Origin of the sequence: Oceanisphaera pacifica (genome assembly GCF_017498065.1) — a bacterium.
Lineage (GTDB): Bacteria > Pseudomonadota > Gammaproteobacteria > Enterobacterales > Aeromonadaceae > Oceanimonas > Oceanimonas pacifica.
Genome location: NZ_JAGDFX010000002.1, coordinates 194,832 through 210,746 on the forward strand (window position 1 = coordinate 194,832; position 15,915 = coordinate 210,746).

At 47.5% G+C, this 15,915-nt stretch carries 19 protein-coding genes; 1 reads left to right on the forward strand and 18 read right to left on the reverse strand.

The features are described from left to right. Positions 1 to 51 precede the first annotated feature (51 nt). From J3U76_RS02325 to J3U76_RS02345, 5 genes are all read right to left on the reverse strand, one after another. Positions 52 to 456 (reverse strand): hypothetical protein, encoded by a 405-nt coding sequence (locus J3U76_RS02325; RefSeq protein WP_208004060.1) that lies wholly within the window; start codon positions 454 to 456, stop codon positions 52 to 54. Further along, entirely contained in the window at positions 438 to 1,040 is a 603-nt protein-coding gene (locus tag J3U76_RS02330) for a LysE family translocator (RefSeq protein WP_208004150.1), read from the reverse strand. Before J3U76_RS02330 ends, J3U76_RS02325 begins: the two co-directional genes overlap by 19 nt. Positions 1,041 to 1,216: 176 nt before the next feature. After that, positions 1,217 to 1,762 (reverse strand): YceB family lipoprotein, encoded by a 546-nt coding sequence (locus tag J3U76_RS02335; protein WP_208004061.1) that lies wholly within the window; start codon positions 1,760 to 1,762, stop codon positions 1,217 to 1,219. Between the two features lie 41 nt (positions 1,763 to 1,803). Then, positions 1,804 to 2,241, reverse strand: coding sequence for a YaiI/YqxD family protein (locus tag J3U76_RS02340; RefSeq protein WP_208004062.1), 438 nt, complete (start codon positions 2,239 to 2,241; stop codon positions 1,804 to 1,806). 5 nt (positions 2,242 to 2,246) lie between these two features. Beyond that, complete coding sequence (locus J3U76_RS02345; protein ID WP_208004063.1) at positions 2,247 to 2,639, reverse strand: DUF2750 domain-containing protein; 393 nt, start codon at positions 2,637 to 2,639, stop codon at positions 2,247 to 2,249. Positions 2,640 to 3,118: 479 nt separating this feature from the next. Here J3U76_RS02345 and aroG point away from each other — a divergent pair, with 479 nt between their 5' ends. Further along, positions 3,119 to 4,174 (forward strand): 3-deoxy-7-phosphoheptulonate synthase AroG, encoded by a 1,056-nt coding sequence (gene aroG, locus J3U76_RS02350; protein WP_208004064.1) that lies wholly within the window; start codon positions 3,119 to 3,121, stop codon positions 4,172 to 4,174. 138 nt (positions 4,175 to 4,312) lie between these two features. On the opposite strand, the gene lipA is transcribed toward aroG, so the two are convergent. The 13 genes from lipA to J3U76_RS02415 form a co-directional block, all read right to left on the reverse strand. Further along, positions 4,313 to 5,278 carry a lipoyl synthase gene (gene lipA / locus J3U76_RS02355; RefSeq protein WP_208004065.1) on the reverse strand — a complete coding sequence of 322 codons (966 nt, stop codon included), beginning with the start codon at positions 5,276 to 5,278 and terminating at the stop codon, positions 4,313 to 4,315. Further along, positions 5,275 to 5,943, reverse strand: coding sequence for a lipoyl(octanoyl) transferase LipB (gene lipB / locus J3U76_RS02360; RefSeq protein WP_208004066.1), 669 nt, complete (start codon positions 5,941 to 5,943; stop codon positions 5,275 to 5,277). The genes lipA and lipB overlap by 4 nt, the downstream gene beginning before the upstream one ends. A 32-nt stretch (positions 5,944 to 5,975) precedes the next feature. Further along, positions 5,976 to 6,239 (reverse strand): DUF493 family protein YbeD, encoded by a 264-nt coding sequence (gene ybeD, locus J3U76_RS02365; protein WP_208004151.1) that lies wholly within the window; start codon positions 6,237 to 6,239, stop codon positions 5,976 to 5,978. A 231-nt stretch (positions 6,240 to 6,470) separates the two neighbouring features. Beyond that, positions 6,471 to 7,643: a serine hydrolase gene (locus tag J3U76_RS02370; RefSeq protein WP_208004067.1), complete on the reverse strand. Its 1,173-nt coding sequence runs from the start codon at positions 7,641 to 7,643 to the stop codon at positions 6,471 to 6,473. Between the two features lie 58 nt (positions 7,644 to 7,701). Then, positions 7,702 to 8,619 carry a septal ring lytic transglycosylase RlpA family protein gene (locus J3U76_RS14585; protein ID WP_279382266.1) on the reverse strand — a complete coding sequence of 306 codons (918 nt, stop codon included), beginning with the start codon at positions 8,617 to 8,619 and terminating at the stop codon, positions 7,702 to 7,704. Further along, positions 8,600 to 9,574, reverse strand: a complete 975-nt coding sequence (gene mltB / locus J3U76_RS02380) for a lytic murein transglycosylase B (RefSeq protein ID WP_208004068.1) — start codon at positions 9,572 to 9,574, stop codon at positions 8,600 to 8,602. The genes J3U76_RS14585 and mltB overlap by 20 nt, the downstream gene beginning before the upstream one ends. Positions 9,575 to 9,586: 12 nt before the next feature. Further along, complete coding sequence (gene rodA, locus J3U76_RS02385; RefSeq protein WP_208004069.1) at positions 9,587 to 10,693, reverse strand: rod shape-determining protein RodA; 1,107 nt, start codon at positions 10,691 to 10,693, stop codon at positions 9,587 to 9,589. Beyond that, positions 10,686 to 12,578 (reverse strand): penicillin-binding protein 2, encoded by a 1,893-nt coding sequence (mrdA, locus tag J3U76_RS02390; RefSeq protein ID WP_208004070.1) that lies wholly within the window; start codon positions 12,576 to 12,578, stop codon positions 10,686 to 10,688. Before mrdA ends, rodA begins: the two co-directional genes overlap by 8 nt. 2 nt (positions 12,579 to 12,580) lie before the next feature. Then, the gene (gene rlmH / locus J3U76_RS02395) at positions 12,581 to 13,051 is read right to left on the reverse strand and encodes a 23S rRNA (pseudouridine(1915)-N(3))-methyltransferase RlmH (protein WP_208004071.1); all 471 of its coding nucleotides are present in this window, start codon (positions 13,049 to 13,051) and stop codon (positions 12,581 to 12,583) included. Then, on the reverse strand, positions 13,051 to 13,392 hold the full coding sequence (gene rsfS, locus J3U76_RS02400; RefSeq protein ID WP_208004072.1) for a ribosome silencing factor: 342 nt from the start codon (positions 13,390 to 13,392) through the stop codon (positions 13,051 to 13,053). Before rsfS ends, rlmH begins: the two co-directional genes overlap by 1 nt. A 34-nt stretch (positions 13,393 to 13,426) precedes the next feature. Beyond that, entirely contained in the window at positions 13,427 to 14,074 is a 648-nt protein-coding gene (nadD, locus tag J3U76_RS02405; RefSeq protein ID WP_208004073.1) for a nicotinate-nucleotide adenylyltransferase, read from the reverse strand. Positions 14,075 to 14,357: 283 nt separating this feature from the next. Beyond that, entirely contained in the window at positions 14,358 to 15,380 is a 1,023-nt protein-coding gene (gene holA / locus J3U76_RS02410) for a DNA polymerase III subunit delta (RefSeq protein WP_208004074.1), read from the reverse strand. After that, complete coding sequence (locus J3U76_RS02415) at positions 15,380 to 15,865, reverse strand: LPS-assembly lipoprotein LptE (RefSeq protein ID WP_208004075.1); 486 nt, start codon at positions 15,863 to 15,865, stop codon at positions 15,380 to 15,382. The genes holA and J3U76_RS02415 overlap by 1 nt, the downstream gene beginning before the upstream one ends. Between the last annotated feature and the right edge of the window lie 50 nt (positions 15,866 to 15,915).

Below are 15,915 nucleotides of genomic sequence, written 5' to 3' on the forward strand. Positions count from 1 at the left end.
ACAATCTCCAATCAATAAACACAAAATAACAAGTGAGTATCTGTGTGAATGTCATTCTCTAAATACGCACAACACTAAGTGTCGTCGTCGACCAGAAAAGAGCAGCGGAGGAGGGTAACGGCGGCAATAATGGCTCAGTTGCGGCTGCAGTACCCACAAAAAAAAGGGCAGTAATAGCGCGATAAGCGAGGGATCTAATTGACCCCATACTTTGCTTAATAATTGCTCAGATAAGCTACAGCGCTCGTTATCCTCAGATTGAGTATGATCACTTAAATGAGGGTGTTCAGTGGTTTGGGTAATATGTTCAGAGGGTGCATAAGCACAGGCAGTAGCCAGCCCCATGCGCTGGCCTAAACATAGGCTAATAACAATGACGACCAGTAATAATGCCAACCAGGCAGGTTGACGCGATTGCTGTCGAGAAGCGGTTGCCATTAACCGAGCGCCAGCCATAAGGCGACTCCTAGCATTAAGCTGCCGGCAATGCGATTCATGAGCTGCACCTTGCCTTTTTGTTGTAATACACGGCTTAAAGTGCGCCCACCACTGGCATACAGCAGCATGCAGGTTAATTCGAGGGATAAAATAATAGACACTAATAGCAATAATTGGCCAGGCAGTGGGGCTTGGTTATTAATAAAAGGCGGCAGTAGGGCAATAAAAAACGCCCAGCCTTTGGGGTTAGCAATGGCGGTAATAAAACCTTGGCTGATTAAGGTGCGAGCGGGAATATGGCGTGGGCCAGCACCCACGGGGCTAAGTGCCAATTTACCTTTAGAGCGCCATAACTGAATGCCCAACCAGGCCAGATACGCACCGCCGGCATATTTTAGTAGCAAAAATAGTAGCGGGTATTGCAGCATAATAGCGGCGACTCCCACCACGGCTAAGCAGGCCACCAGTCCAACACCCACTAACTCGCCCAGCATCATCCACAGCGTGCGGCGCACGCCCACTGTCATGCCCAGCGACAAGGCCAAGGTCATACACATGCCGGGCGTCACTGATACAAAGAAAAAGGTGGGAACAAACACCATTAATACTGCCAAGCTAATAGTACACCTACCTCTGTTGCTGTTAACGGCTATCGATACGCCGCTTATTGTACGCTAACTCCTCAGTGACACAAAGAGTGATAGCCGTAAGCTATCAGCTATCAGATTGGACTTTAACTTATGGCTGACAGCTGACAGCTTAAGGCTGCTTTTAGCGTTTAATCCCCAAACCGTGGACTGAAGACGAAGCGCCCTGGGGCTATGCTCATGGCAACCGGAGCTTTGCTGATCCAGGCATACTTGGTGTCGTTGAGGCGATACACGGGTTGATTTTCTAGGATAGAGCGCAGCACTTGCATCATTCCCGTAGAGGCAGCAGTCATGTCTCCTTTGTAGCCAAAAGCATCGACTTTACTTTGCAACAGATTTAAATCGCGCAAAAAGATGGCATTTTGTTGGCGATCATAAACAGGGCGGCCTTCTACCACTAAGTCGAGTTTTGCCGGAAAACGTGCAATCAGGGCATTAATGGCGGTTTCACCGCTTAAATCAAGTTGCACTATATCTCGGTTATCGGGACCAATGCGCAAGTCGAGCTTATCAATTTGGGTCTCAACAAGCCCTTGAGTCAGGTTGGGCATTTGTTGCTCTAGCAAAGTGTACAGCGACTTTTCAATCTCGCTTTCAGATACGTTATATTGGCTAACAGTGGCACAAGCACTTAATAATAAAACGCCAAGAGTCATAGTTACGAGTTTAAACATATTTTATACCTTTAAGTTATAGCTATAGCCTTGAGCTAGGTTTATCTCAGCAATTGATCGAGCTGATTAGCAAAAGCTTGGCGGTCGGCGGCACTTAAAGCGGGCGGACCTCCGGTATGTACACCGCTCGAGCGTAAGGTATCCATAAAATCGCGCATGGTCAGCTTGGCGCGAATGGTGCCCTTATCAAACTTTTCACCGCGAGGCGTAATAACGTGCGCCCCTTTCTCTAACGCGTCAGCAGCTAAGGGAATATCGGCGGTAATCAAAATATCACCGGATGCTATACGTGACACTATTTCATCGTCTGCCACATCAAAGCCTTTGGACACCTGTACTTGTTTGATCAAGGGCGAGCCTGGCAAAGGCAGTGGATGATTCGCGACCATGGTGAGTGGTGTTTGTGTGCGGGTGGCGGCGCGAAATAAAATATCGCGCACCACTTTAGGACAAGCGTCGGCATCAACCCAAATCTGCATCTGTTTTATCGCCCACTTTGTTTGCGTTTAAAGGCATCTTGCAGCTCACCGGGCTCAACTAATGCGCCCGCGGCATCAGTCACAGGAAACACGGCGACCAGTAATTCGTCTTCTTCCATACCCGGAAGCCAGCGAGACTGCCAGGTTTTCATGCTAATGGCTTCTGGCTGACACTCGGCCCAATCCTCTACGGCCCATGTTTTTGCATAGTCAGCATGAGGCCACATAGGAATACAGTCTTCGTCTTCCTCTGTCGTTAGCATCATACAACCGTGCTCATCGGTTAAAATCCACATTTCTTGATGTTCCACGACCTTGTTAACGAAGTGGTTATAACGTTCGTTATCTTGCATTTTTTCTACTGCCGCTTGATCGGTGTCGGTTAAGCTATAGCTCATATTTTCTCTCTATTATCTGGTGATGAATCTCTGTTGGCATAATCCCACTGCAAGGCCGTGCTTGTCCAGTTTTGCCGAGCCTAGGGGACAGGGCAGCTGTCAGCTTTAAGCAGTCAGCATTCAGCCAAAACACGACTGGAGCTGACAAAGAGTCAGAGTGAAGGCTCGGCTATCGTGACTCAATTATGCCTAGTAGGATCTGATGCATTGATTTTTTCATTCAATCTATTTTTCAGATCCAGTTACTATTTTCCGTAGGTTCAGCGGGTTCCGTTGCAAAAGTGTTTAAGTCATTATCATTTAGCAAGTGATATCGGTGAAAGTGCGGCTTTTCTTCACTATTTGTCATTTAAACGCAAACAATTGCCTAATAGCACCATTTGAGCGTTTACAGTCGCGCTTGTGCGAGATAGATTAAAACTCATTCTTTTATATCAAGTGGGCCAAGGGCTCCAACTTACTTCTTAGCAGGGTTGCTCATGTACTTTCAAACCGACGATATTCGTATAAACCAAATTAAAGAACTCTTACCTCCTATTGCCGTACTAGAAAAATATCCTGCCACGGCTCAGGCTTCAGCGACGGTTTTTGAATCGCGCCAAGCCATTCACCGCATATTGGCAGGTGAAGACGATCGTCTGTTGGTTGTGATTGGCCCTTGCTCTATTCATGATGTGGATGCGGCTATTGAATATGGTAAAAAGCTTAAAGTGCTACGCGAAAAGTACGCCGACACCTTAGAGATAGTAATGCGAGTCTATTTTGAAAAGCCGCGTACTACCGTAGGTTGGAAAGGGTTGATCAACGATCCGCACCTTGATAACAGCTGCCAGATCAATGACGGTTTACGTGTGGGTCGTAAGTTATTGCTTGATCTTAATGACATGGGGCTGCCCACGGCCAGCGAGTTCCTCGATATGATCACGCCCCAGTATATGGCGGATCTGATGAGCTGGGGTGCCATTGGTGCTCGTACTACTGAGTCACAAGTACACCGCGAGTTGGCCTCTGGCCTGTCTTGTCCGGTGGGCTTTAAAAATGGCACAGATGGCACCATTAAAGTGGCCGCCGATGCCATAGGCGCGGCGAGTGCGTCACACCACTTTTTGTCGGTCACTAAGCTTGGGCATTCTGCCATTGTACAAACCGCAGGTAATCCTGATTGCCATATTATTTTACGCGGCGGCCGTGCCCCTAACTACAGCGCACAAGATGTGGCTGAGGTATGCAACGCATTAGATAAAGCGAATTTGCCGAAAAATATTATGGTCGATTTTAGTCACGCCAACAGCAGTAAGCAATATCAGCGCCAAATGGTGGTGTCTGAAGATGTGAGTGCACAAATTGCCGGTGGCCAAAAAGCGATTATGGGGGTGATGGTCGAAAGCCACTTGGTGGCGGGTCGTCAAGATTTAACCGATGACTTAACCGAACTTACCTACGGGCAAAGTATTACCGATGCCTGCATCGGCTGGGACGACACCGAAACTATGCTGGCGCAACTCGCCGGCGCCGTAACGGCACGACGTGGTTAACCGGTGCCCTTCGGGCAGTTTTAAGCTGTAAGCTGGAAGAACAAGACTAAAAATAAAAAGGAGCCTTGCGGCTCCTTTTTGTTTATTCGGATCTATACGTACGGCGTACAGCGTTAGACGTAAAGCGGCTCTTAAGGCTTACTTCACTTCCATACCCTGTACTTGCAGATCGGCGTGATAAGACGAGCGTACCAGTGGGCCGGATGCGGCGTGAGTAAAGCCCAAGCTATCTGCAATGTCTTTTAGCTCGGCAAACTCAGCGGGCGGCACATAGCGCTTCACCGGTAAGTGATGGCGACTAGGTTGCAAGTATTGGCCTAAGGTCAGCATTTGCACATCGTGCTCGCGCAAGTCTTTGAGCACCTCAACGATTTCGTCGTTGGTTTCGCCCAAGCCCATCATCAAACCAGACTTGGTGGTTACCTGCGGGTGCATTTCTTTAAAGCGACGCAACAATTCTAATGACCACTTATAATCTGCACCTGGGCGGGCAACGCGATATAGGCGCGGTGCGGTTTCTAGGTTGTGGTTAAACACATCTGGTGGTGTGTCTTTAAATATTTCTAATGCTTTATCCATACGACCACGAAAATCGGGCGTTAAGATCTCGATTTTAGTATTAGGGCTTTGTTCGCGTATGGCTTTAATGCAATCCACAAAATGTTGAGCACCGCCGTCACGCAGGTCGTCTCGGTCAACCGAGGTGATCACTACATATTTAAGAGCCAACTCTTTAATGGTTTTAGCCAATTTTGCCGGCTCTTCAGGATCGACCGCTAACGGGCGACCGTGGGCCACGTCACAGAAAGGGCAACGGCGGGTACAAATGGCACCCAAAATCATAAAGGTAGCGGTACCGTGGGTAAAGCATTCAGACAAGTTAGGGCAAGAGGCCTCTTCACACACAGAGTGCAAATTGTTCTCGCGCATAATGCCTTTGAGTTCCTGTATGCGCTTACTGCTTGGAGGAAGTTTGATCTTCATCCAATCTGGCTTACGCAACACTTCTTCGTCGGCTTCTGGCATAAACTTAACGGGAATGAGAGCCATTTTATCGGCGTCGCGTAATTTTACGCCAGGCTCGACGCGTACAGGTTTATTCATAATGTTAGCTTCTCTGTGGTGTAGTCGAGGTGTTGATAGCCCAACAGCTCTGCAAGCTTGGGTATCAGCTGAGACCGAGCCTCATCCAATGTCTGAGGGCCACCCCATGCACAACTCTGAGTCATGGCCATGCCGGCATAGCCGCAAGGGTTTATCCGCAGAAAGGGAGCCAAGTCCATATTTACATTTAGCGCTAAGCCATGAAACGAGCAGCCGCGGCGCACTCGTAACCCTAGCGAGGCAATTTTATTTTCTATACCATCGCTATTGGCAACATACACGCCAGGGGCATCGGGCTTAGCGTAGGCGTCAATGTGATAGTCGGCCAGTAGTCCAACAATGGCGTTTTCCATGCTGGTCACTAAGTGACGAACTCCGAGCTTCTTACGACGTACATCCAGCATCAAATAGACAATTAATTGCCCTGGGCCATGGTAAGTCACTTGTCCTCCACGGTCACTTTTAACCAAGGGGATATCACCTAAGTTTAAAATATGCTCAGGCTTGCCCGCTTGGCCTTGGGTAAACACCGGTGGGTGTTCAACTAGCCAAAGCTCATCTTGGGTCTCCGGGGTTCGCTGATTAGTGAAGTCTTGCATGGCATGCCATACCTCTTCATAAGCAACCTTGCCCCAGTGTCTAATTGTGAGTTGATGCTGTGCCATTGTGTGTCCTAAGTGGTAGAGGGACAACAGCCCTAGAGTACGTATTTAACCAGTTCTATCTCACCCAATTTTAGGTAGAGTTGTTCAACATGTTCTTTACTGGTCACGGTGACGGCCACTGACACTGAATGATAATTTCCTTTACTGCTAGGACGCACTTTGGGGCTGTAATCACCCGGGGCGTGTTGTTGCAGCACTTCAACTATCATATCGGGTAGGCGATCATCAGCCAGCCCTAAAATTTTAAAAGGGAACTGACAAGGAAAATCAAGATACTCATCAAATTTGGTGTTCAATTGGCTAGTCATAGCAAGCTTTACCTACTGCAGTTATTAATACGGGTGATAAATATCCAACCCAGATCACATTTTTACCATAAAACAGACGCCGCTTAAACCGACAACTTGTGGGGGTAAGCCAGTCCTTAAGGCAGCTATTAGCTGTCAGCGGTAAGCTTTCAGCTAAAGCTACAACAAAGTGCGCTGTTTTTTTGTTGAGCTAAGCGCCGAACGTCGGCGCTGTATCAATTAGCTAAATAAGTCTTTTACCAACAGCTTAATATAATCGATCATACGGCTGAAAATGCCCCCTTGCTCCACTTCTTCCAGCGCGACTAAAGGCATACTTGCAACATCTTTATCATCTAATTTTAAGTGCAATGTGCCCACTTGCTCACCTTTGGCAATTGGGGCTCTTAGCGCCGAGTCTAGAGTGAAATCAGCTTCTAAATTTTTAGCCTGACCACGGGGAATAGTCACAGATACCGCTTTATCTACACCCAGCGCTATGGTGTCTTGAGTCCCCATCCAGATCTGTTGATCCATCAGCTTAGTATTGGCTTCATAAGGGGTGAGGGTTTGGTAAAAACGAAAGCCGTAAGTGAGCAACTTTTTACTTTCGGTTGCGCGAGCGCGCTCGCTGCTGGCGCCCATTACCACAGCAATTAAACGCATATCATCTTGAGTGGCAGAAGAGACTAAGTTGTAGCCGACTGCGTCTACATGGCCGGTTTTAATGCCGTCTACATTTAACGATTTATCCCACAGCAATGAGTTGCGGTTATGCTGGGTAATGCCATTAAAGGTAAAAGATTTTTCAGAATAAATTTTATATTCTTCTGGCACATCGCGGATCAACGCCTGTCCCAACAATGCCATATCATGGGCTGTGGTATACATTTGATCACTGTGTAAACCGTGAGGTGTGACAAAGTGACTATTTTTCATGCCCAGACGTGCTGACCAGCCGTTCATTAGGTCAGCAAAGGAGTTAATGCTACCTGCTAGATGTTCGGCAATAGCGACGGTGGCGTCATTGCCCGATTGAATAATAATACCGCGATTAAGCTGATCGATACTGACTTCTTTGCCGACCTCTAGAAACATCACCGAAGAGCCTGGAAAGTTTTGTGCCCAAGCCGCTTCGCTAATGGTCACCATGTCGTCTTTTTGAACCTTACCTTCTTTTAACGCTTGGGCCAAAATATAGGAGGTCATCATTTTGGTTAAACTGGCGGGGGGCAACTTTTCGTCTGCCGCCTCTGATACCAAAACTTGGCCGCTATTATAATCCATTAATATATAAGATTTGGCCGCAATGGATGGCGCTTGTGGGATCATAGAAGTTAATACTTGCGCCTGGCTAGAAAAAGACACCGCGGCGGCAAGAAAGAAGGTTGGAAGAGTGGTAAGCATGCGCATAATGTCTGTTATAACCCTGTCAATATAGGCAAATGTGCCGGTGATAAATAAAAACGAATTAATTAATAAAATAGGCCTGAGCATACCCTTCGGCGATCAGCTGCTTTAAGGTGGCCTGTGTTTTGCTATTTGGAATGGGTCCCATTTGCAGGCGATACCATTCAGACTGGCGCTCAACTCGAGCTGGAAAGCCGTATTTTTTACTTAATTGAGCCGCCAGTTGTTTGGCTTTATCGCTAGAGCGAGTAGCCAATAATTGTATATGTTTGTTGGGCGCTACAGCTTCGTTTTTTTCCAAAGAGTGAGCTGTCTGTTGCGATACTGCTGATGGCTTATGCCCATCTTGTGGCTTTTGGGACGTCTTAGTTGGCGCTACCTTTATCAGTTCGACTTTAACGGCTGTGGTGCCGGTGTCTAGCATGCCGAGCTTATAGGCGGCGGCATAAGATAAATCTACCACTCGCCCTTCATGAAAAGGGCCACGATCATTAACGCGAACCACTACCTGTTTACCATTTTCTTTATTGGTTACTCGTAAAAAAGAAGGCAAGGGCAGGTGTTTATGAGCCGCCGTCATGGTGTACATATCATACACCTCGCCGTTAGAAGTGTGATAGCCATGAAACTTGGCACCATACCAAGAGGCCATACCTTCATCTCGGTAGTTTTCTACCTCTTGCCACACCTCGTAGTCTTTTCCCCATACGGTATAGTTTTTATTACCACCGCGAGTATAGGGCTCGTAACGCGGAACGGCATCTTGTATATGATCGAGGTTAGGCGCTGTGACAGGGGGTTTATCTTGGCGCAAACGATAGCGGCCACCGGCGGTTTCTTTTTCCCACTGCGCATCTCTCACTTCTTCTTGAGCGCCTTTAGGTGATGGCTCCGCTTGCTCTATGCTAGGCTGACTGCTGCATGCCATAATAGCTAAGGCGGTTAGCGGAAAAAAAGATTTAAAGAGATGTTTCATCATATTGCTGTTTCAGCTGCTCACTAAGTTGAAAAACGGCCATGGCATAAAGCGGACTGTGATTATAACGGGTTATGACATAAAAGTTATGCTGAACCACCCAGTATTCTGGGCCTTTTTCGCCATCTAAGCGCAATAACTTAACTGGGGTGTCTGCATCTAACGCTTGCGGCAGGGTAACGCCGGCAGCTTCTAATTCAGCCCAAGTATGATTTAACGTTAAGTCTTCAGTTAATAAAGAGGCGATCGCATCAGTATTGGTGATCTTGGCTGGGTGGGCTACTCCTTCGTTAGGGTGCCACTTATGTTCATAAAAATAGTTGGCAACACTACCAATGGCATCGTCTGCTAAAAATAGGTTACGTTCACCATCGGAGTCGAAATCGACCGCATAATGACGATAGCTCGATGAAATAAATTGTCCCATGCCCATGGCTCCCGCATAAGAGCCTTTTTGAGTGTCGAGCGACCAACCTTGCTCTTTTGCAAGCGCTAAGTAATGCCCCAGCTCAGAGCGAAAAAATTCACCGCGAGGAGGGTAGTGAAAGCCTAAGGTATAAAGCGCATCTAATACTTTATAGTTGCCCATGTGGGCACCATAAAAGGTTTCTACGCCAATAATGGCGGTAATGATTTCGGCGGGTATCTGTAATTGTTGCTCGGCACTGGTTAATAAATCTTGGTGCTGCTGCCAGAACTCCACGCCTTTGGTAAGGCGCTTTTCCGTTAAAAAGATAGGTCGATACTGATGCCAAGGTTTCCCTTCGGCGGGGCGCGTCATGGCATCAATAATAGATTGCTGATAATGGGCCTGAGTGAGTGCGTCGCTGAACTCGTTGACCGGAACCTCGAACTGACCTGCAAGTTCGTCTAGCCAAACGGCTTGTTCGGGAGGAGGAGCAATGGCTAATACAGAAGAGCTCACCAAAAAGCTGGCAGAAAGAAGAGCAAGACGCATTCAATTATCCTTTTATTTAGCCAACAGGCGTTTGTGAGTATGCACTGACATAAGAATGCCAAATCCGGCCATCAGTGTCACCATGGAAGTACCGCCGTAACTGATGAGGGGCAGGGGGACACCCACCACAGGAAGCAAACCACTGACCATGCCAATATTAACAAAGACATATACAAAAAACGTAAGAGTGAGCGCGCCCCCTAGCAAGCGAGGGAAGGCTCCGTGTGCTTGCATCGAAATATACAAGCCTCGCCAAATAATAAACAAGTAGAGTGCCATTAATAGGCAGACGCCAACTAAACCAAACTCTTCACTTAATACTGCAAAAATAAAATCGGTATGGCGCTCGGGTAAAAACTCTAATTGTGACTGTGTGCCTTGCAGCCAACCTTTGCCCCATAAACCACCAGAGCCAATGGCAATCTTTGATTGAATAATATGATAACCGGCTCCCAGAGGATCGCTTTCGGGGTTAAGCAGAGTCAAGACTCGTCGCTTTTGATAATCGTGCATCAGAAAAAACCACAATGCCGGTAAAAAGGCAGCCATGCTTATCACTGCTGCTAGAATTAGTCGCCATGACATACCCGCTAAAAAAATAACAAAAATACCTGATGCCGCCACTAATAAAGAAGTGCCTAAATCCGGCTGGCTGGCAATGAGTAGTGTTGGAGCAATCACCATAGCTAACGCGATAAAAACCCTTAATAAGCTGGGAGGTAAGGGATAGCGGCTAATGTAAGTGGCGATCATCATGGGCATCACCAACTTCATAATTTCGGAAGGCTGAAAGCGTATTGCTCCAAACTCAAGCCAGCGCTGTGCCCCTTTACCTATATCGCCGACCAAGAGTACTAGTACGAGTAATATGCAGCCTAACATAAAAATAGGTGGTCCCCAGCGCGCATAAAAGCTTGGTGATAATTGCGCAAGAGCAATCATCACGACGATGGACACACCAATACGCACCGCTTGGCGTATTAGCGAGTCCATATCTTCGCCTGAAGCTGAATATAAAATAGCCAAGCTTGCGCTTAATAAAGCAATGAGTGCCAGTAATAAAGGCCAATCTAGGTGTAATACCTCCCATAGCGAACGACGGTGTTGATGGCTACTCATCGGTTAGCTCCTGGGTATTGGGGGGATCAAGTATTTCAGGGATCATATATAGATCGAGTAAAGCACGGGCAACGGGAGCAGCTTGAGAGCTGCCGCCCCCGGCATTTTCTAACACCACTGAGACGACCACTTCGGGGTTTTCATAAGGGGCGAAAGCAACAAATAAAGCATTATCTCGCAGGTGTTCTTTTGTTTTGGCATGATCATACTGTTGGTTTTCAGCCAAGCTAAATACCTGTGCCGTGCCGGATTTACCCGCCGCAGTATAAGGCGTATTAGCAAAAGCGCGTCTGGCGGTGCCTTCTCTGCCATTAATTACGCGGTGCATGCCGGTGAGGGAGACATCCCAAAAACTTTCTTGTTTAAGATTAATGGGCTGGCCTTTACTTATTGGCATCGTAATCATGCCATCGGGGGCGCCTATACCATGCAATAATCTGGGGTGAACGGTGTCACCTTTGTCGACTAAAATACTGGTGGCACGAGCCAATTGTAAAGGCGTTGCGGTCCAGTAACCTTGGCCAATACCCACAGAAATAGTGTCACCTTGATACCAAGGTTGCTTATGGCGTGCTTTTTTCCATTCTCGCGAAGGGAGATTACCGTTGGCTTCTTCATGCAAATCTATGCCGGAATATTCACCAAAACCAAAGCGACTCATATAGTCATTAATACCATCTATGCCGACTTTATATGCCAAGTCATAAAAAAAGGTATCGGCAGAAATTTCAATGGCTCTATATACGTCCATCCAGCCGTGCCCCCAGCGTCGCCAATCGCGAAACTTACGTTTAGTATTGGGGATTTGAAAGTAAGGGCCACCAAAAAAGCGAGTATTGGGCGTAAATGCACCTTCATTTAGCCCCATGATGGCCAGCATGGGCTTAACGGTAGAAGCGGGGGCATAAATACCTTGGCTGGCACGATTAATCAGTGGCCGATCGGGGTTATTTAGTAAATGACGGTATTCGGGCCCACTAATACCGTGTACAAATAAGTTAGGATCATAGCTGGGGCTGGAGATAATACTGAGTACTTTACCGTCTTTGGGGGTCATGATCACCGCAGCCCCACGGCGGTTAGCCATAAGTTCTTGTGCTTGTTGTTGCAAAGCCACATCAAGGTTTAAGTAAATATCACTGCCCGGTATCGGAGGTTGATATTTAAGGGTACGAATAATGCGGCCGCGATTATTCACCTCTACTTCTTGGTACCCAGTTTGACCATGTAAGGTGTCTTCGTAATACCGCTCCACCCCAAGCTTGCCGATGTCGCGCGTAGCGGCATAGTTGGCGAGTTTATTATCTTTTTTTAATCGAGCGACGTCTTTGTCATTAATACGCGCTACATAGCCGACGGCGTGGGTAAAGGTATCGCGATACGGATAGAAACGCTTTAGGTAGGCTTCAATGGCCGCTCCGGGAAATTTGTGCTGGTTAATACTAAAGCGGGCGACTTGTTGTTCGGTGAGTCGATTGACCAGTACTACAGGGTTAAAGCGACGTTGGCGTCGGGCTTCGTTTAAGAAACGTTCTTTCACCTTTGGTTCGAGCTCAAGCAAAGTGATGAGCTGATCCACCGTCTTATCTAAGTCTTGAGCTTGCTCGGGAGTGATCTCTAGACTATAAATAGGACGATTTTCAGCCAGCAAGATGCCATTGCGATCATAAATAAGCCCCCGAGTGGGTGCAATGGGAACCACCTTAATACGGTTATCGTTAGAACGGGTTTGATAGCTTTGGTGCTCGGTTATCTGCAAATGGTACAGATTGGCAAGTAGGCCGCCCATTAGGGCAATAATGCCGATAAAGGCGATCACGGCACGCCGCCAGTACAAAGAAGATTCTGCGCCATGGTCGCGCATCTTTATCCGAGACGAAGCCATGATTATTCCCGGTGGTAAGGGTGGTTATTATTAATGCTCCACGCGCGATACAGACTTTCAGCGGCCACCACTCGCACCAAGGGATGGGGCAGGGTGAGCGGAGATAATGACCAAGACTGTTCCGCTGCGCTTTTACAAGCGGGCGCTAACCCTTCTGGACCACCAATTAAAATAGCCACATCACGGCCGTCTAATTGCCAACGTGTCAGTTCAGTTGCTAACTGGGGCGTGGTCCAAGGGCGACCAGGAATATCGAGCGTAACAATGCGTGCCGATTTAGCCACTGCTGCCAGCATTTGTTCACCTTCACGCTGTAATATGCGTTCGATGTCAGCGTTTTTTCCCCGCTTACCCGCTGATATTTCTATTAGCTCTAATGACAAGTCTCTGGGAAAGCGGCGTTGATATTCCTGAAAGCCAGTTGTGACCCAGCTTGGCATTTTTGTGCCTACTGCCACCAGTTGCAACTTCATTAGGCCGAGGCTCCTGTGGTATTGCTACCCCAGAGTTTTTCTAGTTGATAAAAATCGCGTGTTTCTTCTTGCATCACGTGCACGATAACATCGCCTAAATCTACCAATACCCACTCACCGGCATCTTTACCTTGCATGCTTAAATAAGTGAGGCCGGCTTGTTTTGCTTCCATCACCATATTTTCGGCAATGGCGTTTACATGGCGGCTAGAGTTGCCTGAGCAGACAATCATGCAGTCGGTAATGCTGGATTTACCGGTAACGTCTAATACTTGTATATCGTTGGCTTTGCTATCGTCGAGCTTATCGGCGATAAAATCGTATAATTCTTGACCTTGCAAGGGGGCTTACTCCAAAAATAAAAATGACGGCAGATTATAACACGCTAGATTGATAGAGTCGCTGTTCTCTAATGTAGTTAGCAACAGCCTCAGGCAACAAATATTGCGGATTGTTCCCTTGGTGAAGAATGCTGCGAATTTGGGTGGATGAAATATCCAACTGAGCGTTATTAAACAGATAAATATAGCCTGCTAAATGCTGCTGTAATGTACTGGATTCTGTGGTGCCATGGGCCTGATATAACGCCTTGATTGTGCTGTTAAAATGAGGTTGATATCCGGGTCTGTAACTCACTATTAGATGGGTATATTCCAATAACTCTTGCCAGCGATGCCAGCGATTGAGCCCACAAAATGCGTCCATGCCCATTAAAAAACACAAGGGCGTATCGGGGAGTTCAGCGCGTAGCTCTATCAGGGTTTCTAGAGTGTAAGAAGGGCGGTCGCGCATTAATTCTCGATCGTCAATAACGAGCCTTGGCGTCTGTTCGGCCGCTAATCGCGCCATTGCCAGCCTATGCTTAGGGGCACTGTCGGGTGTGGCTTTATGGGGCGGAATATAATTAGGCAACAAGCGTACCTCGGCTAAATTTAGCCGTTCTTGTAGTTCAATCGCTGGGCGTAAATGCCCGTTATGAATGGGGTCAAAGGTGCCACCCAACAAACCAATCGCTTTTTTCATTGTAAACAACCTATGTTAAGAGTGATGGGTAAAGGGTGAGGCGTAAAAAGCGCCTAGCACCCAGCGCCAAGTTAAGAGAAACACCAACACTAGACCTAGAGCTGCAACGAAATCCACGAAACCCGCGAAAAAATTAAAATGTGATAAGCGCGAAAGTGATTAAGGCATATTTTTTGTAAGGCCTTAACAATCAGATCCGTTTTTTCAGATTTGATCTCTATTTTTCTGTGAGTTCGTGGATTCCGTTGCGAAAAAGTATTTAATCTTTATTTTAAGTTTGGTGCTATGGGGTAATCACCATCAGGCGCTCATCGAGAAAGCCGACGCAAATGCTGTGTAACCAGCGCCAGGCTTGGTCATCGTCAAAGTTGGCGACGGCACGGTCGGTGGCGGCGAGCATAGCTTGTAGCTGTTGTATTTTTGCCAATGGCAAGCGAGCCAAAGCCGATTGCATCAAACCTTGGCGGCTCGACCATACGTGAAAATGGCTGGCTAATTGGCTAAATGACTGGCCACTAAGCAGCCCTAACTGCAACTGCTGTAAGGTGCTTAGCTCTCTGGCTAACAAGTGGCACAACATGCCGGCCTCTACGCCTTCAATGCGCAGCTGTAACAAAATACGGCAGGCACGCTTAATCTTGCCTTGTAACAGAGGGTCGAACAGCTGAAAGGGGTTAAACTGGTGTTGTGGCTGTACTCTGTGTTGTAATGCCGAGAGTGTTAACGGCTGCGGTAATGCTTGCAATGTCAGCTTTTCTATTTCTCCATTAACGCCGAGTAAGTTGCCTTCAAATGCATAAGCGAGCCATTGAATGGCTTCTGGCTCAGCACTCATATCATGTTGTTGTAGGCGCTGGGTTAACCAGCGGCCAAAGTGGCGTGCATCGGGAGTAAATACCGGAATAACGGGGCCGGTTGCGGCCAGCGCCTTAAACCAAGCTCCCTTTTGCTGTTGCTGATTAAGCTTAGGACCTGTGACTAACAGTAATAAGTCGGCATGGCATTGCTTAAGTAGCTCACGCAATCGCTCTGAGGCCGTTTTATCGAGTTTATCGGGTAAGTGCAATTCAATAATTTGCCGCTGGCTAAATAAACTCATGCTTTGGCTTTCAGAGAAAATGGCATCCCAGTCTAAATTGGGATCAGCATCAAATCGGCTGCGTTCATCAAAGCCTAAGGTGCGTGCGGTGTGGCGCAGGGCATCGAGCGCTTCTTGCTTTAACAGTGGCTCGTCGCCATAAATAAAGTAGCAGGGGGCGAGCCCTGCTTGTAAGTGTTGTGCGAGTTGTTCAGGATATAGGCGCATTAGAAAGATAAACGATTAAGCTGGCGTACAATTTGCTCTGCGGCTTCGTGCTCCATTTGTTCACGTAGCTGAAACTGCTCTCGGCTAGAGGCCAATGCTTGTGCTGACTTGTCGAGAAAACTGCGATTAAAGGTTACGTTAAATACTTGGCGCGCTTGGTCTGGCATATCTAGGGTAAAGCGAGTACCAAAGCGTGTTGCATATTCTAAGGCATCGGCACGGTTGTTAACCGACGCCACTGTATTACCTTGACCTAAGCCTGAGATGCTCAGTACGGGGGTTAAGGCATCGGGAGCAACAAGTTGAGCACCAGCGCGTTGCAAGCGTGCAGACACTAGACGATAAAATTGACTTTTATCGTCCCCGACCAAGGCAATGCGCTGCAACTCTGGCGCTAAATTATCGCCACCGCGCAACTGAAAACCACAGCCGACGAGCAGTAGGGTTAATAGGACTAAGCCGCTAGCTTTAATGCGATAAAGCATAAGAACTCCTTTGGATTGACGGCTCTCTAAGAGCGCCTTATTTTATGTGG